The sequence below is a fragment of the Roseiarcus sp. genome (assembly GCF_049514155.1).
GTDB lineage: Bacteria > Pseudomonadota > Alphaproteobacteria > Rhizobiales > Beijerinckiaceae > Roseiarcus.
The window spans coordinates 14211-36359 of sequence record NZ_JBEKVH010000001.1; the positions used below are offsets into that span (position 1 = coordinate 14211).

Annotated in this window: 21 protein-coding genes and 1 riboswitch; of the genes, 13 read left to right on the top strand and 8 right to left on the bottom strand. The window is 69.6% G+C overall.

Features of this window, described 5'->3' with window-relative positions; translation table 11 throughout:
* Positions 1 to 13: 13 nt before the first annotated feature.
* The 10 genes from ABSF49_RS00075 (at position 14) to ABSF49_RS00120 (ending at position 10748) form a co-directional block, all read left to right on the top strand.
* Positions 14 to 964 (top strand): aminotransferase class IV, encoded by a 951-nt coding sequence (locus tag ABSF49_RS00075; RefSeq protein ID WP_424110580.1) that lies wholly within the window; start codon positions 14 to 16, stop codon positions 962 to 964.
* Positions 961 to 1716, top strand: coding sequence for a sulfotransferase-like domain-containing protein (locus tag ABSF49_RS00080; protein WP_424110581.1), 756 nt, complete (start codon positions 961 to 963; stop codon positions 1714 to 1716). The genes ABSF49_RS00075 and ABSF49_RS00080 overlap by 4 nt, the downstream gene beginning before the upstream one ends.
* A gap of 110 nt (positions 1717 to 1826) precedes the next feature.
* Positions 1827 to 2657 carry a prolipoprotein diacylglyceryl transferase gene (gene lgt, locus ABSF49_RS00085; RefSeq protein ID WP_424110582.1) on the top strand — a complete coding sequence of 277 codons (831 nt, stop codon included), beginning with the start codon at positions 1827 to 1829 and terminating at the stop codon, positions 2655 to 2657.
* Positions 2654 to 3745 carry a class I SAM-dependent methyltransferase gene (locus ABSF49_RS00090; protein WP_424110583.1) on the top strand — a complete coding sequence of 364 codons (1092 nt, stop codon included), beginning with the start codon at positions 2654 to 2656 and terminating at the stop codon, positions 3743 to 3745. The genes lgt and ABSF49_RS00090 overlap by 4 nt, the downstream gene beginning before the upstream one ends.
* Positions 3742 to 4518 (top strand): peptidoglycan editing factor PgeF, encoded by a 777-nt coding sequence (gene pgeF, locus ABSF49_RS00095; RefSeq protein WP_424110584.1) that lies wholly within the window; start codon positions 3742 to 3744, stop codon positions 4516 to 4518. The genes ABSF49_RS00090 and pgeF overlap by 4 nt, the downstream gene beginning before the upstream one ends.
* A 104-nt stretch (positions 4519 to 4622) precedes the next feature.
* Positions 4623 to 5903, top strand: a complete 1281-nt coding sequence (locus ABSF49_RS00100; protein ID WP_424110585.1) for an MFS transporter — start codon at positions 4623 to 4625, stop codon at positions 5901 to 5903.
* A gap of 170 nt (positions 5904 to 6073) precedes the next feature.
* Positions 6074 to 7366, top strand: a complete 1293-nt coding sequence (locus tag ABSF49_RS00105; protein ID WP_424110586.1) for an O-acetylhomoserine aminocarboxypropyltransferase/cysteine synthase family protein — start codon at positions 6074 to 6076, stop codon at positions 7364 to 7366.
* A 9-nt stretch (positions 7367 to 7375) separates the two neighbouring features.
* Complete coding sequence (gene metA / locus ABSF49_RS00110; RefSeq protein WP_424110587.1) at positions 7376 to 8413, top strand: homoserine O-succinyltransferase MetA; 1038 nt, start codon at positions 7376 to 7378, stop codon at positions 8411 to 8413.
* 14 nt (positions 8414 to 8427) lie between these two features.
* Positions 8428 to 8973: a flavin reductase family protein gene (locus tag ABSF49_RS00115; protein ID WP_424110588.1), complete on the top strand. Its 546-nt coding sequence runs from the start codon at positions 8428 to 8430 to the stop codon at positions 8971 to 8973.
* Entirely contained in the window at positions 8970 to 10748 is a 1779-nt protein-coding gene (locus tag ABSF49_RS00120; RefSeq protein ID WP_424110589.1) for a long-chain-acyl-CoA synthetase, read from the top strand. The genes ABSF49_RS00115 and ABSF49_RS00120 overlap by 4 nt, the downstream gene beginning before the upstream one ends.
* A gap of 120 nt (positions 10749 to 10868) precedes the next feature.
* Here ABSF49_RS00120 and eno read toward each other — a convergent pair whose 3' ends face one another.
* From eno to ABSF49_RS00145, 5 genes are all read right to left on the bottom strand, one after another.
* On the bottom strand, positions 10869 to 12140 hold the full coding sequence (gene eno, locus ABSF49_RS00125; RefSeq protein WP_424110590.1) for a phosphopyruvate hydratase: 1272 nt from the start codon (positions 12138 to 12140) through the stop codon (positions 10869 to 10871).
* A 139-nt stretch (positions 12141 to 12279) separates the two neighbouring features.
* Complete coding sequence (locus tag ABSF49_RS00130; RefSeq protein WP_424110591.1) at positions 12280 to 12699, bottom strand: universal stress protein; 420 nt, start codon at positions 12697 to 12699, stop codon at positions 12280 to 12282.
* On the bottom strand, positions 12696 to 13868 hold the full coding sequence (locus ABSF49_RS00135) for a cation:proton antiporter (RefSeq protein ID WP_424110592.1): 1173 nt from the start codon (positions 13866 to 13868) through the stop codon (positions 12696 to 12698). The genes ABSF49_RS00130 and ABSF49_RS00135 overlap by 4 nt, the downstream gene beginning before the upstream one ends.
* Before the next feature lie 73 nt (positions 13869 to 13941).
* Positions 13942 to 14003: riboswitch (Fluoride riboswitch) on the bottom strand.
* Between the two features lie 71 nt (positions 14004 to 14074).
* Positions 14075 to 15031 carry an alpha/beta hydrolase gene (locus tag ABSF49_RS00140; protein WP_424110593.1) on the bottom strand — a complete coding sequence of 319 codons (957 nt, stop codon included), beginning with the start codon at positions 15029 to 15031 and terminating at the stop codon, positions 14075 to 14077.
* The gene (locus tag ABSF49_RS00145) at positions 15028 to 15285 is read right to left on the bottom strand and encodes a phosphopantetheine-binding protein (RefSeq protein ID WP_424110594.1); all 258 of its coding nucleotides are present in this window, start codon (positions 15283 to 15285) and stop codon (positions 15028 to 15030) included. Before ABSF49_RS00145 ends, ABSF49_RS00140 begins: the two co-directional genes overlap by 4 nt.
* A gap of 292 nt (positions 15286 to 15577) precedes the next feature.
* Between ABSF49_RS00145 and ABSF49_RS00150 the strand changes: the two genes are divergently transcribed.
* From ABSF49_RS00150 to ABSF49_RS00160, 3 genes are all read left to right on the top strand, one after another.
* Entirely contained in the window at positions 15578 to 16801 is a 1224-nt protein-coding gene (locus tag ABSF49_RS00150; RefSeq protein WP_424110595.1) for an acyl-CoA dehydrogenase family protein, read from the top strand.
* 21 nt (positions 16802 to 16822) lie between these two features.
* The gene (locus tag ABSF49_RS00155) at positions 16823 to 17746 is read left to right on the top strand and encodes an amino acid--[acyl-carrier-protein] ligase (protein WP_424110596.1); all 924 of its coding nucleotides are present in this window, start codon (positions 16823 to 16825) and stop codon (positions 17744 to 17746) included.
* Between the two features lie 122 nt (positions 17747 to 17868).
* Positions 17869 to 19698 carry a feruloyl-CoA synthase gene (locus tag ABSF49_RS00160; RefSeq protein ID WP_424110597.1) on the top strand — a complete coding sequence of 610 codons (1830 nt, stop codon included), beginning with the start codon at positions 17869 to 17871 and terminating at the stop codon, positions 19696 to 19698.
* A gap of 55 nt (positions 19699 to 19753) precedes the next feature.
* Here the strand turns inward: ABSF49_RS00160 and ABSF49_RS00165 are convergent, their stop codons facing one another.
* The 3 genes from ABSF49_RS00165 to ABSF49_RS00175 all read right to left on the bottom strand — a co-directional run bounded on the left by ABSF49_RS00165 (position 19754) and on the right by ABSF49_RS00175 (position 22140).
* Positions 19754 to 20014: a 2TM domain-containing protein gene (locus ABSF49_RS00165; RefSeq protein WP_424110598.1), complete on the bottom strand. Its 261-nt coding sequence runs from the start codon at positions 20012 to 20014 to the stop codon at positions 19754 to 19756.
* A gap of 106 nt (positions 20015 to 20120) precedes the next feature.
* Positions 20121 to 20849 carry an SDR family NAD(P)-dependent oxidoreductase gene (locus ABSF49_RS00170; RefSeq protein ID WP_424110599.1) on the bottom strand — a complete coding sequence of 243 codons (729 nt, stop codon included), beginning with the start codon at positions 20847 to 20849 and terminating at the stop codon, positions 20121 to 20123.
* Positions 20842 to 22140, bottom strand: coding sequence for a class I adenylate-forming enzyme family protein (locus tag ABSF49_RS00175; RefSeq protein ID WP_424110600.1), 1299 nt, complete (start codon positions 22138 to 22140; stop codon positions 20842 to 20844). The genes ABSF49_RS00170 and ABSF49_RS00175 overlap by 8 nt, the downstream gene beginning before the upstream one ends.
* Positions 22141 to 22149 lie beyond the last annotated feature (9 nt).

Consider the following 22149-nt stretch of genomic DNA (forward strand, 5'->3'; position numbering starts at 1 on the left):
TGGAGAACCGCCCTTGGACCCGACCGTCACCGCCGCCGGCTCGCAGGACTACGTCGGCGACCCACGCAACGACGACGTCTTGATCAGCGTCAACGGCGAGCTCGCGCCCCGTCCGGAGGCCAAGGTTTCCGTGTTCGATTCCGGCTTCGTCCTCGGCGACGGCGTCTGGGAAGGCCTCAGGCTCAACGGCGGGCGCATCGCCTTCCTCGACAAACACCTCGACCGCCTGCGGGACGGCGCCAAGATGCTGCGCATCGACATCGGCCTGACCCGCGAGGCGCTCGTGGCGCGCCTGTTCGACGTCATCGAGGCCAACGCCATGCGCGACGGCGTGCACATCCGCCTGATGGTGACGCGCGGCGTCAAGCGCTCGCCCTACCAGGATCCGCGCCTGACCGTCGGCGCCGCGACGATCGTCATCATCCCCGAGTGGAAGCTGCCCCGGCCGGAAATGCTGGCTCGCGGTCTGTCGCTGTTCACCGTCCACATCCGGCGCACCGGCCCAGCCGAGCAGGACCAGAAGCTCAACTCCCACTCCAAGCTCAATTGCATCCTCGCCTGCATCCAGGCGATGGAGGCCGGCGCCGACGAAGCCCTGATGCTCGACGACCGCGGCTTCGTCGCCACTTGCAACTCGACCCATTTCTTCATCGTCCGCAACGGCGAGCTGTGGACCTCCGCCGGCGGCTATTGCCTGGGCGGCGTCACCCGCGACGCGGTGCTGCGCGCGGCGCGGCGCGCCGGCGTTCCCGCGTACGAAAAGGACTTTTCGCTGTTCGACGTCTACGCCGCCGACGAGGCCTTCTGCACCGGCACCTTCGCCGGGCTCACGCCGGTGGTGAAGGTCGACGGGCGCGCAATCGGCGACGATCCGCGCGACTCGGCCGACGCCTCGGGGCCGATGACGAAGAGGCTGCGCGCGCTCTACAAGGCGCTCGAGGCCGAGGAAGCGCGCGGCCGATGACGCGACCGACGGCGCCCTTGCGCGTTGCGATGTGGTCAGGGCCGCGCAACGTCTCGACCGCGATGATGCGCGCCTTCGGCGCCCGCGCCGACTGCGCGGTCAGCGACGAGCCGTTCTACGCCGCCTATCTCGCCGCAACCGGCCTCGACCACCCGATGCGCGAAGCGGTGATCGCCGCGCAGCCGACCGACTGGCGCGATGTCGTGAGCGCAATGCTCGGCCCCGCCCCCGGCGGCAAGGCGGTCTGGTACCAGAAGCACATGACCCACCACATGCTGCCGGACTTCGGCCGCGACTGGATCGACGGCGTCAGCAACGCCTTCCTCATCCGCGCGCCGGAGGCGGCGCTCGCCTCCTACGTGCGCAAGCGACCCGGCCCGCTCGGCCTCGACGAGATCGGCCTGCCAGCGCAAGTTGAGCTGTTCGAACGCGCCGCCGACCGGCTCGGCCGCGCCCCGCCGGTCGTCGACGGCCGCGACCTTCAGGCCGATCCGCGCCGCGCGCTCGGCGCCTTGTGCGCGGCGCTCGGGCTCGCCTTCGACGCTGCGATGCTCGCCTGGCCGCCGGGACGGCGCGACAGCGACGGGGTCTGGGCGCCGGCCTGGTACGCCGAGGTGGAGAAATCGACCGGCTTCGCGCCGCCAGCCGCCGAGCCTGGATTCGACGACTTGCCCGATTCGCTTAAAGCCATCGCGGAGGCCGCGCGACCGCTTTACGAGCGTCTGGCGCGCCACAAGCTCGCGGCCGCATGACCGCTCGCGAGGCGGCGAAAGCCGGGGCGGCGCTGAAAGCCAGCGGATAGCGGGTCGAACACGCCGGCCCGCCCTTGACGGACAGAAACGCCCGTCGCATCAGGATTCCAATGCCCATTCTCGTGCTGCCGTTTCCGGTCATCAATCCCATTCTGTTCCAGTGGGGTCCGTTGGCGATTCGCTGGTACGCGCTCGCCTATGTCGTCGGGCTGGTCGCCGGCTGGTGGCTGATCCGCCGCCTCGTCGCCGTCGACTCGCTGTGGGGCGCCGTGAAGCGCCCCACCCCCGACAGCGTCGACGACCTGCTCGTCTATTGCGCGCTCGGCGTCATTGTCGGCGGTCGGCTCGGCAACGTGCTGTTCTACGACCCGAGCTATTATTTCGCGCGCCCGCTCGAGATCTTCGAAGTCTGGCGCGGCGGCATGGCCTTCCATGGCGGCCTGATCGGCGCTGCGCTCGGCGCTTGGCTGTTCGCGCGCCGCACTGGCGCGCCGGCGCTGACCATCTTCGATCTCGCCTCGCTGGTCGCGCCGATCGGCATCTTCCTCGGCCGGCTCGCCAACTTCATCAAGCCGGAGCTGTGGGGACGGCCAACCGACGTGCCCTGGGCGATCGTCTTCCCCGGCTCCGACGGGCTGCCGCGTCATCCCAGCCAGATTTACGAAGCCATGCTCGAAGGCTTCGCCGTTTTCGTCGTCCTTTCGATCGCCGCGCGCCTCGGGGCGTTTCGCCGTCCCGGCCTCATCGCCGGCGGCTTCGGCGTCCTCTACGGCTTGGCGCGCATCTTCTGCGAGTTCTTCCGCGACCCCGATCCCCATCTCGAGGACCTCGGCGGCGGCCTGACGATGGGCATGCTTCTGTCCGCGCCGCTGATCGTCATCGGCGTCGCGCTGATCGGCTGGAGTCTGCGGACCAAGACCGTCGCCGGAGGACCGGCATGAGCGCGCTGGGCGATCAGATCAAGCTGACGCTCGCCAAGGGCGGGACGATAACGGTCGAGCGCTTCATGGAACTCGCGCTCGCCGATCCGCAATACGGCTACTACATGACGCGCGACCCGTTCGGGACCGAAGGCGACTTCACCACCGCGCCGGAGATCTCGCAGATGTTCGGCGAGCTCATCGGCCTGTGGGCGGCGGAAGTGTGGACGTCGATGGGGCGGCCCAACCCGGTGCGCGTGATCGAGCTTGGTCCGGGCCGCGGCACGCTGATGAGCGACGCCTTGCGCGCCGCGCGCGTCGTCCCCGAATTCCGCGCCGCGCTCGACGTCACGCTGATCGAGACGAGCCCGCCGCTCGCCCAGATCCAATACGACGCGCTGCTCACCGCCGGCGCGCCGATCGCCTGGAGGGGAAGCTTCGCCGAGGCGCCGGACGGTCCGGCGATCATTCTCGCCAACGAGTTCCTCGACGCGCTGCCGGTCAAGCAGTTCGAGCGGCGCGGCGGGCAATGGCGCGAGCGGGTGGTGCGTCTCAACGGCGCGGGCGAACTCGTCTTCGGCGTCGCCGACAAGCCCCAGCCGTTTCTCAACGCGGAAGCCGACGAAGGGTCGGTGATCGAGGTCAGCGCCGCCGCGCACCGCTTCATGTTCGAGCTCGCGGCGCGGCTGGCCAAGCAAGGCGGCGCGGCCTTGTTCCTCGATTACGGCCACGCGGTCACCGGCTTCGGCGACACGCTGCAGGCTTTGCGCGCCCACATTTCGGTCGGCCCGTTGACCGAGCCGGGCGAATGCGACCTCACGGCGCATGTCGACTTCGCGGCGATGGCGCGTAGCGCGCGCGCCGCCGGCGCGGCGGTCCACGGGCCGATCGACCAGGGCGATTTCCTGCGCGCGCTCGGCGTCGACGTGCGCGCCCGCGCCCTCGGCGAGCGTTCGCCCGAGCGCGCCGGCGAAATCGAGGCGGCGCGCCGCCGTCTGGTCGGCAAGGGCGACAACGAGATGGGCGCGCTGTTCAAGGCGATGGCGGTCGCCAACCGCGCCGTGCCGGCGCCGCCCGGCTTTCAGCCCAACCCGGCGAAGCCGGCGTGACGACGGCCGAGTCCCTCAGCGCCACGACGCTCGAGCTGCCCGGCGTCGCGCACGCATTCTTCACCCGCCGCGGCGGCGTCTCCGCGGGCGTCTACGCTTCGCTCAACGGCGGCGTCGGCTCGCACGACGAAGCCGAGGCGGTGCGCGAGAACCGCGCGCGCATGGCCGCTGCGCTGGCGATCGCGCCCGAGCGTCTGGCGATCCCGTTTCAAGTCCACTCGCCCGACGCGCTGGCGATCACGGCGCCGTTCCCGCGCGAAGCGCGGCCGCGTTGCGACGCGCTGGTCACCGCGACGCCCGGCCTTGGTCTCGGCGTCACCGGCGCCGATTGCGGCATGATCCTGTTCGTCGACGCCCAAGCGCGCATAATCGGCGCCGCGCACGCCGGCTGGAAGGGCGCGCTCAACGGCGTCGTCGAGGCGACCGTCGCGGCGATGGAGGCGCTCGGCGCCCGCGCCGACCGCATCCAGGCGGCGCTCGGCCCCTGCATCGCCCAGCCCTCATACGAGGTCGGCGCGGAGTTTGTCGCCGCGTTCGAAGCCGGCGACAAGGGTTCTGACCGTTTCTTCGCGCGAAGCCTCAACGCCGGGCGGTCGATGTTCGATCTCCACGGCTATATCGCCAACCGCGCCGCGCGCGCCGGAATCGCCCGCTTCGAGGACCTCGGCCTCGACACCTACGCCGACGAGGCGCGCTTCTTCAGCTACCGCCGCGCCACCCATCGCAAGGAGCCCGACTACGGCCGCCTGGTGGCGGCGATCGCGCTCGCCTGACGACCTCTGCGCGGGTCGGTTGACAAGCTCCGCCCCGGCGCTCATTTCCGTCGGCGCGCCGCACGGTTGGCGCAAAGCCCCAAGCCCGCCGGAAAGGACCGTGCATGCTGGCCGGGAGGTTGGCGCGGCGCCTGTCGCGTCTCGGACTCCATTACAGCTGGGTCGTGCTGGCGGTCGTCTTCGCCCTCTCCGTCGTCACCGCCGGCGCGATGGCCTTGCCGGGCGTGCTGATGCTGCCGCTCGAACGCCAGTTCGGCTGGAGCGCCGAGGACATTTCCGCCGCGGTGGCGCTGCGGCTGCTCATCTACGGGCTAATGGCGCCCTTCGCCGCGGGCCTGATCGATCGCATCGGCCTCAGACGGGTGATGATCGGCGCGGTCGTCTTGATCGGCGCCGGCCTCGCAATGTCGCTCTGGATGAGCCAGGTCTGGCAACTCACGCTGCTGTGGGGCGCGATGGTCGGCGTCGGCGCCGGCCTGACCGCGCTGGTGCTCGGCGCGGTCGTCGCGACGCGCTGGTTCACCGAACGGCGCGGCCTCGCGCTCGGCGTGCTGACCGCCGGCGCAGCGGCGGGGCAGCTCATCTTCCTGCCGCTTGCCGCCTGGCTCGAGCGCGGCTGGGGTTGGCGCGCGGCGCTGTGCCCGACGCTCGCCGGTCTCGTCGCGGCGGGCGCGTTGGTCGCGCTGCTGATGGCCGACCGTCCCGCCGACCTCGGCCTCGCGCCGTATGGCGAAAGCGCCGTCGCGCCGCCCGCGCCGGCGCCGCGCCGCGGCGGCGAACTCGGGACGCTCGGCGAGATCGTCGGCTCGGGCGCGTTCTGGATTCTGGCGACGACCTTCTTTATCTGCGGCCTCAGCACCAATGGCCTGATCCAGACGCATTTCATCGCGCTGTGTTCGGACTTCGACGTCGGCTCGGTGACCGCCGCGTCGACGCTGGCGCTGATGGGCGCGTTCGATTTCGTCGGTACGATCGGCTCCGGCTGGCTCTCGGATCGTTACGACAATCGCGCCCTGCTGTTCTGCTATTACGGCCTGCGCGGTCTGTCGCTGATCTACCTGCCCGGCTCATCGTTCTCGATCTACGGCCTGTCGCTGTTCGGCGTGTTTTACGGCCTCGATTGGGTCGCGACCGTGCCGCCGACTGTGCGACTGACCGCCGAGGCCTTCGGTCGCGAGCGCGCCGGCGCGGCGTTCGGCTGGATCTACGCCGCGCATATGGCGGGCGCAGCGACGGCCGCCTACGGCGCCGGCTATTCGCGCAGCGTGCTGCAGTCTTACCTGCCGGCTCTCTACGCCGCCGGCGCGCTATGCCTGGTCGCCGCCGCGCTGGTGTGGCTGATCGACAAACGCCCGACCGCCGCGCCGGCGCGCGCGTCGGCTTGAAGCGTTAACCGAAATTCTTCATCGACCCTTCTCAAACCTTAACGCTAACGCGCGATCGTTCGGCTGCAATTGTTGAAAATGCAAGCGAAGCCGCGCATCTCTGCCGCTACGTCGCGTGGCGTTGGGATCGTTTTGCGTTCCTTTTGCCCGGCGCGCGCCGAGGCGAGCCCATGCGAAGCGAAACCATTTCGATTCACGGCGGTTTCGATTGCGACCCGACGACCAAGGCGGTCGCGCCGCCGATCTACCAGACCGTCGCCTATGAATTCGACAGCGCCGACCATGGCGCGGCGCTGTTCAACCTCGAAGCCGAAGGCTTCCGCTACAGCCGCATCGCCAATCCGACGACCGAGATTCTCGAGAAGCGCGTCGCGCTGCTCGAGGGCGGCGCGAGCGCGCTCGCCGTCGCCTCCGGCCAGGCCGCGCTCGCCTACGCCTTCCTGACCCTCGCCGACCACGGCGGCTCGATCGTCGCGCCGCCGACGCTGTACGGCACAACCCACACCTTGCTCGCCCACACCCTGCGCCACAACGGCGTCGAGGCGCGCTTCGCCAGAAGCGAGCGCGCCGAAGACCTCGCGCCGTTGATCGACGAAACGACGCGCGCACTGTTCTGCGAGTCGATCGGCAATCCGGCCGGCAACGTCTGCGACATCGCGGCGCTTGCCGCGCTCGCGCATGCGCGCGGCGTGCCGCTGATCGTCGACAACACCGTCGCGACGCCGATCCTGCTCAAGCCGATCGCCCACGGCGCCGACATCGTCGTCCATTCGCTGACCAAGTTCATGGGCGGCCACGGCGTCGCGATGGGCGGCGCGATCGTCGACGCTGGCCGCTTCGATTGGCGCGCCCAAGCGAAGCGCTATCCGCAGTTCACCGAGCCGGACGAATCCTATCACGGCCTCGTCTATGTCGACCGCTTCGGCCGCGACGCGTTTCTCGCCCGCGCGCGCAGCGTCTATCAGCGCACGACCGGCGCGGTACTGGCGCCGATGAGCGCCTTCCTGCTGCTGCAGGGCATCGAAACGCTGCCGCTGCGCATCGAGCGCCACGTCGCCAACGGCCGCGCGGTCGCCGAATGGCTGAGCGTCGACCCGCGCGTCGCCTGGGTCGATTACGCCGGCCTGCCCGACAGCCCCTATTTCGCGCTCGCTCAGAAATACCTCGGCGGACGCGCCGCTTCGCTGCTGACGTTCGGCGTCGTCGGCGGGCTCGAGCGGGCGAAACGCTTCTACGACGCGCTGAATTTGGTCAAACGGCTGGTCAACATCGGCGACGTGCGGTCGCTCGCCTGCCATCCCGCCTCGACCACCCATCGGCAGATGACTGCCGAGGAGCAGCTCAAGGCGGGCGTGCGGCCTGAGACGGTCCGCATCAGCGTCGGCCTCGAGCATATCGACGACATCCTCGAAGATCTCGATCAAGCGCTCGCCGCCGCCGGCGCGCGGCGCGCCGCGGAATAGGCCCTCGCGATGCCGCTGACGATCGAACGCCCCGCCCCGCCCCCGACGGACCAAGCGTCCGGCCAACGCCGCGCGCACCCTGGCGTGTTCGCCGATCGCGGCTGGCGCACGGTCACGATCGGCCTGGTCAACAACATGCCGGACGCCGCGGTCGCGGCGACGCAGCGTCAGTTCGTGCGGCTGATTGAAGGCGCAAGCGGCGAACTCGACGTCCGGCTCAGCTTGTTCGCGCTCGAGACGCTGCCGCGCGCTGACGAAGCGCGCCGCGCCATGGCCGAAGACTACGCCCCCGTCCGCGCGCTCACCGGCGCGCGGCTTGACGCGCTCGTCGTCACCGGCGCCGAGCCCTGCGCCGCAGACCTGCGCGACGAGCCGTTCTGGGAGGAACTCGGTTTCGTGCTCGACTGGGCGGCCGAAAACACCATCTCGTCGCTGCTGTCCTGTCTCGCCGCGCACGCGGAAGTGCTGCGCAGCGATCGGATCGCGCGCCGGCCGCTCGCCCGCAAGCGCGCCGGCGTCTTTTCCGTCGACGTCGTCGCCGACCACGAGCTGGTGCGCGGGCTCGAACCGCGCTACCGCGCGCCGCATTCGCGCTGGAACGACCTCGACGAGGCGAGGCTGGTCGAGAAAGGCTATCGCGTGCTGGCGCGCTCGCCGGAATGCGGCGTCGACCTGTTCGTCCGCAAAGCGCGCAGCCTGCTGGTCTTCCTCCAAGGCCATCCTGAATACGAAGCCGACACCCTGGCGCGCGAGCACCGCCGCGACCTGCTGCGCTTCTTGCGCGGCGAAATGGCGTCGGCGCCGAACCCGCCGGCGAACTACTACCCGCCCGCCGCCGCCGCCGCGGTGGCGAATTTTGCCCGCCGCGCGATGGCGGCGCCCGATGCGGCCGTGGCGACGGGCTTCCCCGTCTCGGCCCTGTCGCTCGACGACGAGCCATGGCGTCAGGCGGGCGTCCAGCTCGTTCACAATTGGCTCAGCCTGGTGGCGCGGCGCAAGACGGCGCGCAGCGCGGCGACGTTTGCAGTCGCCCGCTGGGGCGGCTAGAAGGGCGGCCCACAATGGTCTATGTCGAAAGTCCCCAACGCGATGACGAAGACAAGCGCATGACCGCGCCGTCGAGCAGCGGCGATTCCGCCGTATTTCGTCAGGCGATGCGCGAATTCGCCGCCGGCGTGTCGATCGTCGCCTGTGGCGCCGGCGAGCAGCGCTCGGGTTGCACCGTCACCGCATTGACCTCCCTGTCGCTGACGCCGCCGACCCTACTCGTCTGCCTCAGCCGCGACGCGCTGACCCTCAAGCGGCTCAGTGAGACCGGCGCCTTCTCCGTCAATTTGCTCGCGGCGCGCCACCGCGAGCTCGCCGATCGCTTCGCCAGCCGCGTCGGCGAACGCGGTCCGGCGCGCTTCGCCGTCGGCCGTTGGACGACGCTCGTCACCGGCGCGCCGCTGCTCGCCGACGCGCTGGCGGCGATCGACTGTCGGGTCGAAGAGATCATCGAGCGCCACACCCACGCGATCGTCATCGGCGCGGTCGTCGCCGTCCAGCGCGGCGAACACGGTCCGGCGCTCGCCCATTGGCGCAGCCACTACGAGACGCTCGAATGAGGCCGGCCGCGCCGCGGCCGGCCGCCGCGACGCCCGCCCGCGCCTGGCTCAAGGCGCTCGAGACGACCGCCCAGGCGACGCGCGATCCCGCCCGCACCCTTGGCCGCGCCGCCGGCGAGTGGGCCGCCGTCTATGGCGAAACGCCGGCCGTGCTGAGCGACCGCGAACAATTCAGCTTCCGCGCGCTCGCCGAGCGCGCCAATCGTTATTCGCGCTGGGCGCTCGCGGCGGGACTCGCCAAGGGCGACGTCGTCGCGCTGATGATGGGCGGCCGGCCCGAATATTTCGCGCTGTGGCTCGGCCTGACCCAGGTTGGCGTCGTCGTCGCGCTGTTGAACGTCAACCTCGCCGGCGCCGCGCTCGCCCATTGCGTCAGAGTCGCCGGCGCGCGCGCGGCGATCATCGAAGCGCAATTCGATAGGATCTGCGCTGAGGCCTTCGCCGGCCTGCCGCTCGAACTCTGGTCCCACGGCGGCGCCGACGACGCCCGCCGCGTCGATCTCGCGCTGTCAGCGTTCCCCGGCGCGCCGCTCGACGACGACGAACGGCGCGGAACGACGCTTCCCGACCGCGCGCTGCTGATCTTCACCTCCGGCACCACCGGCCTGCCGAAGGCCGCCGCCGTCAGCCACCACCGCGTCGTCGCCTGGAGCCATTGGTTCGCCGGCCTCGCCGACATGCGCGCCGACGACCGCCTGTACGATTGTCTGCCGCTCAGCCACAGCGTCGGCGGCGTCGCCGCGCTTCCCGCGGCCTTAGTCAATGGCGGCTCGGTGGTGATCGCCGAAAAATTCTCGGCCGGCCGCTTCTGGAGCGAGGTCGCGCGCTGGGACTGCACGATCTTCCAGTACATCGGCGAGCTCTGCCGCTATCTCGTCGCCGCGCCGCCGGCGCCGGCGGAGAAGGCGCATCGGTTGCGCCTCGCCTGCGGCAACGGGCTTTCCGCCGACGTATGGCGCGATTTCGCCGAGCGTAGCGGCTTGGCCCAGATCCTCGAGTTCTACGCCGCCACCGAAGGCAACCTGACGCTCTACAACGTCGAGGGCAAGGTCGGCGCGATCGGCCGCCAGCCGCCGTTCCTCGCCGCGCGCGACGCCATCGCGCTGGCGCGCTTCGATTATGAGAGAGAAGAGCCGCAGCGCGGAGCGGACGGCTTCGGCGCACGCTGCGGCGTCGACGAGGTCGGCGAAGCGCTGGGCCGCATTGGCCACGAAGCGGGTCAGCGCTTCGAAGGCTACACCGAGCCGGCCGAGACAGAGAAGAAGATCTTGCGCAACGTCTTCGCGCCCGGCGACGCGTGGATGCGCACCGGCGACCTCATGCGCCGCGACCGCGAAGGCTTCTATTATTTCGTCGACCGCGTCGGCGACACGTTCCGCTGGAAGGGCGAAAACGTCGCGACGAGCGAGGTCGCCGCCGCGCTTGGCCGCGCGCCAGGGGTGCGCGAAGCGGTCGTTTACGGCGTCGCGATACCCAACGCCGACGGCAAGGCGGGCATGGCGGCGCTGACGATCGACGGCGCGCCCGACCTCGCAGCGATCGCGCGCGCGGCGCTCGCCCTGCCCCGCTACGCGCGGCCGTTGTTCCTGCGACTCACGCCCGCGCTCGAGGCGACCGCCACCTTCAAGCCGGTGAAACGCGCGCTTGTCGCGGAAGGCTTCGACCCGACCCGCGTCGCCGACCCACTCTATGTCTACGACAGCGAGCTGGAGGCCTATGTCGCGCTCGACGCCGAGCGCTACGCTGCGATCGCGCGCGGCGACGCGCGGCTATAGTCTCGCAGACTCGCCCTCACCCCGACCCTCTCCCGCAGGCGGGAGAGGGGACGAAACCCTTCTCCCGCTCGCGGGAGAAGGTGGCCGCGAAGCGGCCGGATGAGGGGAGGTCGCGCCCCTTTATGCAAACGGCGACGCGTAGAGCGCGGCGCGGCCGAGCTCGAGTTCGATCTCGAGCAACCGGTTGTATTTGGCGATGCGCTCGCTGCGGCTCGCCGAGCCGGTCTTGATCTGGCCGCCGCCCATCGCGACGGTGAAGTCGGCGAGGAAGGCGTCCTCTGTTTCGCCGGAGCGATGCGAGACAACGTAGTTCCAGCCCGCCTTGCGGCACAGTGCGATCGCCTCCATCGTCTCGGTGACGGTCCCAATCTGATTGAGCTTGATCAACACCGCATTGGCCGCCTTTTCCTTGACGCCGCGCTTGATGAACTCCGGGTTGGTGACGAAGACGTCGTCGCCGACGATCTGGATGCGTCCGCCTTGCGCCGCGGTCTGGCGGGCAAATCCGGACCAATCGTTTTCGTCGAGCCCGTCCTCGATCGAAACGATCGGGAAGCGGTCGATCCATTTGCCGTAAAGCGCGATCATTTCGTCGCTCGACTTGCGGCCGCCTTTGGACTTGGCGAGATCATACGAGCCCTTGGAGAAGAACGAGCTCGCCGCCGGATCGAGCGCGATGGCGATGTCCTTGCCGGGCTTGTAGCCGGCCGCCTCGATCGCCGCGACGATCAGTTCGCACGCTTCCTCGTTGCTGCCGAGATTCGGCGCGAAGCCGCCCTCGTCGCCGACCGAGGTCGCGTAGCCTTTGCCCTTGAGCAGCTTGGCGAGCGTGTGGAACGTCTCGGCGCCGTAGCGCAGCGCCTCGGCGAAGCTCGGCGCGCCGATCGGCATCACCATGAATTCCTGGAAGTCGACCGAGTTCTCGGCGTGCTTGCCGCCGTTGACGATGTTCATCATCGGCGCCGGCAGGCGGTTCGCGCCCGCGCCGCCGAGATAGGCGTAAAGCGGCAGCTTGGCCGACTTCGCCGCGGCGCGCGCGACCGCCATCGACACGCCGAGGATCGCGTTGGCGCCGAGCACGCCTTTGTTCGGCGTGCCGTCGAGCGCCAGCATCAATCCGTCGATCTCGCCCTGGCGGGTGGCGTCGCGACCGACCAGCGCCGGCGCGATCTTGTCGACGACGTTGGCGACCGCCTTCTTGACGCCCTTGCCGCCGTAGCGCGCCTTGTCGCCGTCGCGCAACTCGACCGCCTCGTGCTCCCCGGTCGAAGCGCCGGAAGGAACGCAAGCGGAGGCGTGCGTTCCATCGTCGAGGCCGAGCCTCACTTTCACTGTTGGGTTGCCCCGCGAGTCGAGGATTTCGAGCGCGTCGACGAATACGATTCTGGCCATGGCGAACTCCGCATTTTCAATCTGCGCTTTGCTTTAACGCGTTGCGCTGATGTGGTTGTGACGCAAATCAAGCATAAAACCGCTGCAGCGGCGGGGCGACGGCTGGTTCGGCGCTCTCCAGCGGCGTCCTTTCCTCTTCCTATTTGACCACCATCACCGTGCATCGGGCGAGTTCGACAAGACGGTTGGTGACGCCGCCGATGACGCGGTTGTACAGCGCCGAATGGCCCATGAAGCCGACGATCAGCAGATCGTAGCCGCGCCGCTCGACGAATTCGGCGATGCTCGAAACTGGGTGCCCGGCGACGACGTGCGCGACGAACGGCACGCCGACCGCCGCAGCCTTCGCTTTCGCCGACTCGACCACCTTGGCGAAGCCGCCGCCGAAATCGGCGCGCGTCTCCTCGACTTCGTCGATCGTGGCGGGAAAGCGCGGCAGTTCCTCGACGCAGATCATGTCCAGGCTGACGGACAGCCGGCGGGCGAGATCGAGCGCGGCGGCGAAGGCGCGTTCGCCGCTGGGAGAGCCGTCGTCGGCGATGAGCATCCTGCGGATCATTCAGCCCCCTCCTCCGCTGGCGTCGGCTCGACGGCCGCGAGGTCCGCCGCGTCGGGGAGCGCCGGCAGAAACCAACGCTGGGCGATCAGCGTCGGCACGACCGCGCTGCCGATCACCGCCGTCACCAGCACCGTATACTGGCCCTGGTCGATGATGTGGTTGGTCAGACCGAACAGCGCCGAAATCGAGCCGAACGTCAGACCGGTGGACATCAGCAGGGTGGTGTACATGCCTTCGCGTGGGTCGAAGCGGAAGGCCCGAGTCAGCGGCAGGATGCCGATGAACTTGGTCGCCATTTTGATCGCGAGGAAGACGACGATGAGCCCTGCCGAGCCGACCAGCGCGGCGAAATCGACCAGCGAGCCGGCCTTCAGGAAGTAGAACGGCGTCAGGATGGTGAAGGCGATGATCCGCATGCGGTGCGGCAGCTCGGGGTTGAGCAGGAAGGCCGGCGCAAGCGCCATGCCGACGAGATAGGCCGGCAACACCGCTTCGCTGCCGGCGATCGCCGCTAGACCGCCGAGCCCGAGCAGAATCAACGCGACGAATTTCGTTTCCGGCTCGCTGACGCGATTGCCGACCTGGGCGAAGAACCACGGCGCGAAGCGCGGCAGCAGCCACAGCACCGCGGCGGTCGTCGCGCCGAAGAAGGCCAGCCGCATGTCGTAATGGGCGAACACCACGCCGAGAGCCAGCACCGTGCCGAGGTCGTTGACGAAGCAGGCGGCGAGAATGATCTTGCCCATCTCGGTGCGATTGAAGCCGGTCTCGATCATCACCGCGTAGACGACCGCCACCGACGTCGTCGACAGCGAGATTCCAGCGATCTGCGCCTGATCCCACGGCCAATGGATCGCGTAATGCGCGTAGGCGAGGACGCCGACATAGGGGGCGAAGAAACCGACGACGCCGATCGAAATGGCGGAGCGGAAGTGCTTGCGCACCACGCCGGGATCGATTTCCGTGCCGGCGAGAAAAGTCAGCATGATCGCGCCGAATCCGGCGAGAAAATTCACCCACTCCGTCAGTGGAAGACCGATTGCATTGCCGGCGAGCGCGCCGACCATGATCTCGATCAGCGCCACCGAAACGGCGACGCGAATCGAAACGATCGCGGCGACCAGCGCCAGACCGATCCACAAAGCCGATTGCAGCCAAACCTGTCCCATCGACGCCTCGCCTCCTTTGACACGGCAATCAGCGTCCGGCCGACAGAACGGCTAAACGCCTCCCACCGCACGTTTCGCGGCAGGAGTCATCAGCCTGGACAGGCGGTTTTGGGGGACTCCATCCCCTTGGGGATTTGGCTAGAATTACGCTCGGCGGCGGCGCGCGTCAAACCGCTCGGCGCCGCAGGGGGGGCTCCCCGCGGGCTTCACGCGCCAGCGGCCCACGCTCGCCTGAGCCCGTCGCAGACGCGTCCAAACGCCGCCTGACCCGCGGGGACGACGCCGCCGAGGCCGTAAAAATGGTGGATCAGCCCGGCATGGACAGTGAGGTCGGCGCGCACCCCCGTTCTCGTCAGCGCGGTGGCGTAGGCCTCGCCCTCATCACGCAAGGGATCGAATTCGGCGACATGAACCAGCGCCGGCGGCAACTTCGCCAAATCGCCGCCGTTGAGCGGCGCGACGCGTGGGTCGTCGGGCGAAAGACCCGCGACGCGATAGTGCTCCCAGTAGGCCGCCATCGTCGCTTCCTCGATCAGCCAGCCCGCAGCCAGCGCGGCGCGAGACGGCGTGCGGCAGAGCGGCGACACGACTGGGCACAGCAGCAGTTGCAGCGCCAGCGGCGCCGACGCCTCGCGCGCGACGACGACGGCGAGATTGGCGCCGGCGGAGTCGCCGGCGATCCCCAGCCGCCGGGGATCGACGCCGTAGCGGCGCGGCCGGGCGGCGATCGCTCGCAACGCAGCTGCGCCGTCGTCGAGCGCGGCGGGAAAACGATGCTCGGGCGCGAGGCGATAGTCGACCGCGATCACCCGGCAGAGCCCAAGCGCGCTGAGCGTCGCGCAGATCGCGTCGTGGCTGGCTATCCCGCCGGAGATCCAGCCGCCGCCGTGGAAATAGAGCAACGCCGGCAGTTGCGCGTCGCCTGAGCCCGGCGGCGCGTAGAGGCGCACGGCGATGCGCCCCGCCGCCACGACATCGTCGCAGCGCTCGACCGGCGGCGGCGGGGCTGCGAAGGAAGCGAGCCCATCGGTCGCGGCGCGCAGTTCCTGGAGCGTCGGCGCACTGTCGCGCGGCTTGGCGCCGGCGGCGATGAGATCGAGAAAGCGACGCGCGCGCGGATCGAGCCCCATCGCCGGCGAGACGAGCGGCGGCGCCCCGGTCACGCGGACTTCAGGCGCTCGAGCAGCGCCGCGATCGCCGCGATCGAGCGGAAGTTCTCCGGCGTCAATTCCGCGTCGGGAATGGCGACGTCATAGGCCGCTTCGATCGCCAGCATCAGCTTGACCGTCGCCATCGAGGTCAGTCCCGCATCATGCAGATCGGCGGCGCGCGCGAGAGAGGGATCGCCTGGCAGCGCCGGCGCAAATTCGCGGACGAGATCGCCGAGTTTGGAATCGAGGGCGACGCGGTCGCTCATGACGTGATGCCCGAGGCAGGGTAGGACGGCCGCGTGTCTAACATTTGAATCGTTCTGCGCTCACGGCTTTGCGCGTTAAGACTAACGCCCGTCGAGCTAACGCCGCTTTTCAGCATCGGCATTAACGATCTGTTAATAATTAAACATTCGAATTGTCGATCAAGTTAGCGAATTCCGATATCGCTGCATTTGCATCAAATTCTATGCTGCTGTCCGCCGTAGAGTTCAGCAGATATACCACGAACGCGGTGCTTTCTCTGTCGTATTTCGATCACGAGTCGGAGTTGGCGTCATGAGCCTCAACGTTACCCCGCTCTCCCCCCGCACGCCGCGTTCCCGGGCCGGCGAAGCGCCCGGATCGCGCGATTTCATCGCTCGCGCGGAGAAAGTCGCGGCGATCGCCGAGCCATGCGCCGACGCTGTCGATCGCGAGGCGCGCTTCCCCGCCGAAGCCTTCGCCGCCATCCGCGAGCAGAAGCTGCTCGGCATGCTCGTTCCCGCCGAACTCGGCGGCGACGGCGCGCGCGCCGCCGACGTCGTCGACGTCTGCGCGATTCTCGGCCGCGCCTGCGCTTCGACGGCGATGATCTTCGCCATGCACCAGGTGAAGCTTGCCTGCCTCGCGCGCCACGCGCGCGGCGCCGCCTGGCAGCTCGCTTTCCTGAGCGAGGTCGCCGAGCGGCAACTGCTGCTCGCTTCCTCGACCACGGAGGGCGGCAATGGCGCCGACATCCGCTCGAGCGAGGCGCCGGTGCGCGTCGCCGGCGGACGCGTCTCGCTGCAGCGCGACGCCTCCTGCATTTCCTACGGCCGCGAGGCCGATGCGCTCGTCACCACGGCGCGCCGCTCCGACGGCGCGGCGAAATCCGACCAGGTTCTGGTCGTCTTCCGCCGCGAGGACTACAGGCTCGAACCGACCCAGACCTGGGACACGCTCGGCATGCGCGGCACCTGCAGCGTCGGCTTCATCCTGCGCGCCGAGGGGGCCGCCGAGCAGGTGCTCGCCGAGCCTTACGAGCGCATCCACAGCCAGACGATGGTGCCTTACGCACATATGTTCTGGAGCGCGGCATGGTGCGGAATCGCCTCTGGCGCCGTCGCCCGCGCCCGCGCCTTCGTCCGCCAGGCGGCGCGCGCCGCCGGCGGCCGCATGCCGCCCGCCGCCGCCCAGCTCACCCGCGCCCGTCTGTCGCTCGAAACCCTGCGCGGCGCGGTCCAGGCCGGCGTCGCCAATTTCGAACGCAATGCCGCCGATCCCGGCGGACTGGCGACGACCGAGGCGCAGCTCGCGCTGACGATGCTCAAGGTCGAGGCCTCCGAGCTCGCGACGACGACGGTGCTCACCGCGATGCGCGCCTGCGGCCTCGCCGGCTATCGCAACGACAGTCCCTTCGCCATGGGCCGCTTCCTGCGCGACATCCTCTCGTCGCCGATCATGATCAACAACGACCGCATTCTCGCCAGCGCCGATCCCGCGGTGCTGATGAGCGAGGCCCCGACCGCGCTGAGCCTCTAGCAACCGGCGAAAGGAGCCGCCATGAACCTCGCGCCCAATCGCCTCGGCCAGCCCGCAGCGAGTGCGGAAGCGATCCTCGAGGCGCTGTTCCATCCGACCGGCGTCGACGGCGTCTACGGCCGCTCCGGCGCTTATGAGGCGGTCGTCGAAGGACTCGCCACGCTGATCAACCGCGCGCGCGACCCGCGCGCCGAGATCGTACGCTTCCCGCCGGTCGTCAGCCGCGCGCTGATCGAGAAGTCCGGCTATCTGAAGAGCTTCCCGCATCTGCTCGGCTGCGTCTGCGCGCTCGGAGGCGGCGACGCGGCGATCGGCGCGGCGGTCGAGCGCTTCGAGACGGGCGGCCCCTGGACCGACGGCCTCGAGGCGAGCGACCTCGTGCTCGCGCCGGCGGCCTGCTATCCGGTCTATCCGCTGGCCGCGCGACGTGGGCCGATCCCGCGCGACGGGCTGATCTTCGACGTCGCCTCCGACTGCTTCCGCCGCGAGCCGTCGCGCGACCTCGACCGCCTGCAGTCGTTCCGCATGCGCGAATTCGTCTTCATCGGCGCGCCCGAGGCGGCGACCGACTTCCGCGACACATGGAAGGCGCGCGCCGGCGACTTCGCCGCCTCGCTCGGACTCTCCTCACGCATCGATCCGGCAAGCGACCCGTTCTTCGGCCGCGGCGGCGCGATGGTCGGCCGCTTCCAGGTCGAGCAGGCGCTGAAGTTCGAGCTGATGGTCCCGGTGCGCTCGGCTGAGACGCCGACCGCCTGCATGAGCTTCAACTGCCACCGCGACCATTTCGGCCAGACCTGGGGCCTGACGAGCGATGACGGCGCGACCGCCCACACCGCCTGCGTCGCCTTTGGGATCGACCGACTGGCGGCGGCATTGTTCGCCGCGCATGGGGTCGATTCCGACCGCTGGCCCACGTCGGTGCGCGCCGCGTTGAACCTGTGAGGACGTCCCGCGGCGCTGCTTGACGACCCCGCGCGGGCCTGACAAGATAGTTATACACTATAGCTATCGGTCGCCCACGCCTCCGCGGAGCGACGGGGCCGGCCGAACAGCGGGAGGACACGATGCGGGCGATCCGCGCAGACGGCGAGTCGTCGCCTTCCGTGCTCGGCGCGCTGACCCCGAGCCTCGTCGCCCGCCCTGACGGCTCGTTCCTCGTCCGTTCGGCCGAACCGCTGCCGGACTATCCGCGCCGGCTCGGCGACGGCCTGCGCCGCTGGGCGCGCGAAGCGCCCGACCGCGTCTTCCTCGCTGAGCGCAACGCCGACCGCTCTTGGCGCAAGCTCACCTACGCCGAGACGCTCGACGCGGTCACGCGCATCGCGGCGGCGCTGCTCAAATTCGATCTCAGCCCCGAGCGACCGATCGTCGTGCTGTCGGGCAATGACGTCGAGCACGCCTTGATCGGTCTGGCGGCGATGGAGATCGGCGTTCCCTACTGCCCAATCTCGCCCCCCTATTCGCTCGCCTCGCAAGATTTCGCCAAGCTCAAGTTCGCCTTCGGCCTGCTGACGCCCGGCCTCGTCTACGCAACCGACGGCGCCGCCTTCGCTCGGGCGTTCGACGCCGTGGCTCGACCCGGGATCCCGCGCGTCGCCGCGCGCGACGCCGACGCAGTCAATGGCCTGGCGTTCGCCGACCTTCTCGCCGCGCGGCCCAGCGTCGAACTGGAGCGCGCGCGCGCCGCCGTCGGTCCGGACGCGATCGCCAAATTCCTGCTGACCTCCGGCTCGACCGGACGGCCGAAGGCGGTGATCAACACCCAGCGCATGATCTGCGCCAATCAGGCGATGCTCGCCCAGGCGTTCCCGTTCTTGGACTGGGCGCCGCCGGTGCTGCTCGACTGGCTGCCGTGGAGCCACACCTTCGGCTCCAACCACAATTTCGGCATCGCCCTCACCCATGGCGGCACGTTTCATTTCGACGCCGGACGGCCGATGCCGGGCGGAATCGAGGAGACGGTCGCCAATCTCAACGAGGTCGCGCCGACCGCCTATTTCAACGTGCCGAAAGGCTTCGAGGCGCTGCTGCCGCATCTCGAGGCCGATTCCCGCTTGCGCGCGAAGTTCTTCAGTCGCCTGAAAATGCTGTTCTACGCCGGCGCCGGCCTGTCGCCGGAGATTTTCCACGCCTATCGCGCCATGGCTAGGCGCGAAACCGGCGGCGACATGCCGTTCGTCACCGGGCTCGGCGCGACCGAGACTTCGCCTTCGGCGCTGATGTGCCTGATGGACGTCGAAGAACCCGGCAACATGGGCCAGCCGATGGCCGGGGTGGAACTCAAGCTCGCCCCCGTCGAGGGCAAGCTCGAAGCGCGCGTACGCGCGCCGACCGTGACGCCGGGCTACTGGCGCGACGAGGAGCTGACGCGCAGGGCGTTCGACGAGGAAGGCTTCTATCGCTTCGGCGACGGCGTGCGCTTCGCCACGCCCGGCGACGCCAAGGGCGGCTTCCTGTTCGACGGCCGCATCGCCGAGGATTTCAAGCTCGCGACCGGCACCTGGGTCAGCGTCGGGCCGCTGCGCGCCGCGTTGGTTTCCGCGCTGGCGCCGCTCGCCAAGGACGTGGTCATCGCCGGCCACGACCGCGACGACGTCGCGGCCTTGATCTTCCCCGACCTCGACGCCTGCCGGCCGCTAGCGGGCGGCGACGACCTTGACGACCCGAAGGTGCGCGAAGCGTTCCGCAAGCGGCTCGCCGCCTTTGCCGCCAAAGCGAGCGGCTCGGCGAGCCGGGTCGAACGCATCCTGCTGCTCGCCGACCCGCCGTCGCTCGACGCCGGCGAGATCACCGACAAGGGTTCGCTCAACCAGCGCGCAGTGCTGCGACGCCGCGCCGAAGCGGTGGCGGCGCTCTACAATCCGGAATCGGAGACGACGATCAAGGCCCACTGAGCGGCGGCCGCAGGCGCAAGACCGATCGTCGTCAAACGCGCAAAGGCGACTGCGCTCAACCGCCCTTTTCCATTTCGCGGCGAATGTCGTCCTCGCTGATTGGCTTCTGGAAGTAGGTCATCCAACCGTGGATCGCCAAACCGACGCCCCAGCCGACGATCGGCCAGATCGGCCAGAAGTAATCGTGTCCGGAGAACGCCCAGATGACGACGAGCAATAGGTTGACGATCACGTAGATCGCCGCGTGAACGGCGAAGCCCCGCTTGGCTTCGAGCCGTTTGATCGCGGCTTCGCGGCGCATGTCGGCGTCGGCCATCCTCCCCTCCTGTCAATCGCGAGCGGCGCAAGACTAACCACGCCGCCGTCGGCCACGGCAATGGCCAGCGTCAATCGGCGAAGCGGCCGTCCCTTGATTGCGCCGCCTAAGCCGTCGCGCCGGCGTCGACCGTCAGCACCGAGCCGGTCACATTCCGCCCGCCTTCGCCCATCAGCAGCGCCGCCATCGCCGCGACGTCCTCGACGTCGGTCAGCCGGCGCAGCGCGGCGCGGGCGACGATGCGATCGCGTTGCGCCGCGTCGAGGCCGCGCGTCAGTTCGGTGTCGACGAAGCCGGGCGCGATGGCGTTGACGGTGACGCCGACTCTGCCGACCTCGCGCGCCAGCGCGCGGGTGAAGCCGACCAGCGCCGCCTTGCTCGCCGAATAGACCGACAGGCCGTTGTAGCCGGTCGCGGCGACGATCGAGGCGATGTTGACGATGCGCCCCCGTCCTTCCGCCATCATGCCGCGCGCGACATATTTGGTCAGCACGATCGGCGCGAGCGTGTTGAGCCGCAGCAGCGCCTCGATGTCAGCGTTCGATGTGTTCGCCAGCAACCCTCCGGTTCCGACCCCGGCGTTGTTGACCAAGCCGTAGATCGGCCCGTGGCGTTCCTTGAGGCCGCGGACGAAGGCGGGTATGGCGGCGACATCGGTCAGGTCGAACGGCTCGAAATGCAGCGCCCCGGCGCCGCCGAGTTCCGCCGCCGCCCGAGCGAACGCCTCGCTCGGCTTGCGGGCGACGCCGATCACGCAAAAACCCTCGCGCGCCAGACGCGTCGCGATGGCGAGGCCGATGCCGCGGCTGGCGCCGGTGACGAGCACGTTATCCATGGCGGGCCACCTTGCCGCCGTCGGTCATCGGCAACTCGGCGACGAAACGGAGAAACGACGGCGTCTTGTGGGCGGGCAACGCGGCCCGGCAGGCGGCGAGGATGTCGCGCTTCGTCGCCTCGTCGGCGGCCGCGCCGTCGCGCAGCACGATTTCAGCGGCGACCAGCGCCCCGGTGATCGGGCTCTTGCGCGCGAAGACGCGGCTCGCCCTGACCGCCTTGTGCGCATTGAGCGCCGCCTCGACCTCTTCCGGGTGGACCTTGGCCCCGCCGACGTTGATAATCCCGCCGCGCCGGCCGACGAACAGATAGCGGTCGCCGCGCCGCTCGACGACGTCGCCGGTGTCGACGAAGCCGTCGCAATCCTTCAGCGCTGGCGCGTCGGCGCCGAGATAGCGCAGCGCGGCGCGGTTGGAGCGAACGCGCAACACGCCCTCGACGACGCGCAGTGCGACCTCGCCGCGCTCGTCGACAATGGAAGCGGGAAAGCCCGCGCGCCCGTCGCAGACGACGAAGGCGACGCCAGCTTCGGTCGACGCATAGGCGTGTTCGACATGGGCGTTCGGATAGAGCGCGCGGAGGCCCGCCAGCGTCGCGTCGTCGGCGATCTCGCCGGAGAGGCGCACGCGCTGCGGCGCAATGCGGCGCGCTTCTCCGCTCATCAGCACTTTGCGCCAATGCGACGGCGTGCCGGATATGTGGGTCGCGCCCGCTTCCCCGAGCCGGACGAGGAACGCGTCGACGCCGTCGTTCGGGTCGCCGAGCGTCAGCGACTCGGCGCCCAAGAGCGCGCGCAACAGGATCTGCAGCCCACCGTAGCGGCGGATGTCGTAGAACGTCGCCCAGCGTTGGCCGGCGACGGGGTGAAACGCGGCGGTCAGCGTGGCGAGCGTATGGGCGACGAGTTTCGGCGGACCGCTGGTGCCGGAAGTCGGCATCGCCCATTCGGTGACGAAGCGGGCCGCGCGCGGCGCGGCGAGCGCGGCGAGCGGCAGGCGGCAGGCGACGCGGGTCGTGATGTCGATCTGAGGCGCCGGTGCGTCAGCGTCATGGACCAACGCGTCGGCGGCGGCGGCGCGCGCCAGCGCGGCGAGCGAATCTGCGCCGGCGCCCGGCGGGCAGAGCACGATCTGGCGCGCGACGCCGTCGAGCTCGATCAACGCCGCCGCCGCCTTGGCCATGTCGCCGACCGCGAGCAGGACGGATCGGCCTTCAAGCCGCGCCAGGCCGTCGCCGAGGCTGCCGGAATCGGCGAAGCGATCGAGTTCGAGCGCAAAGTCGCGCGTCGCCACGCGGCGGCC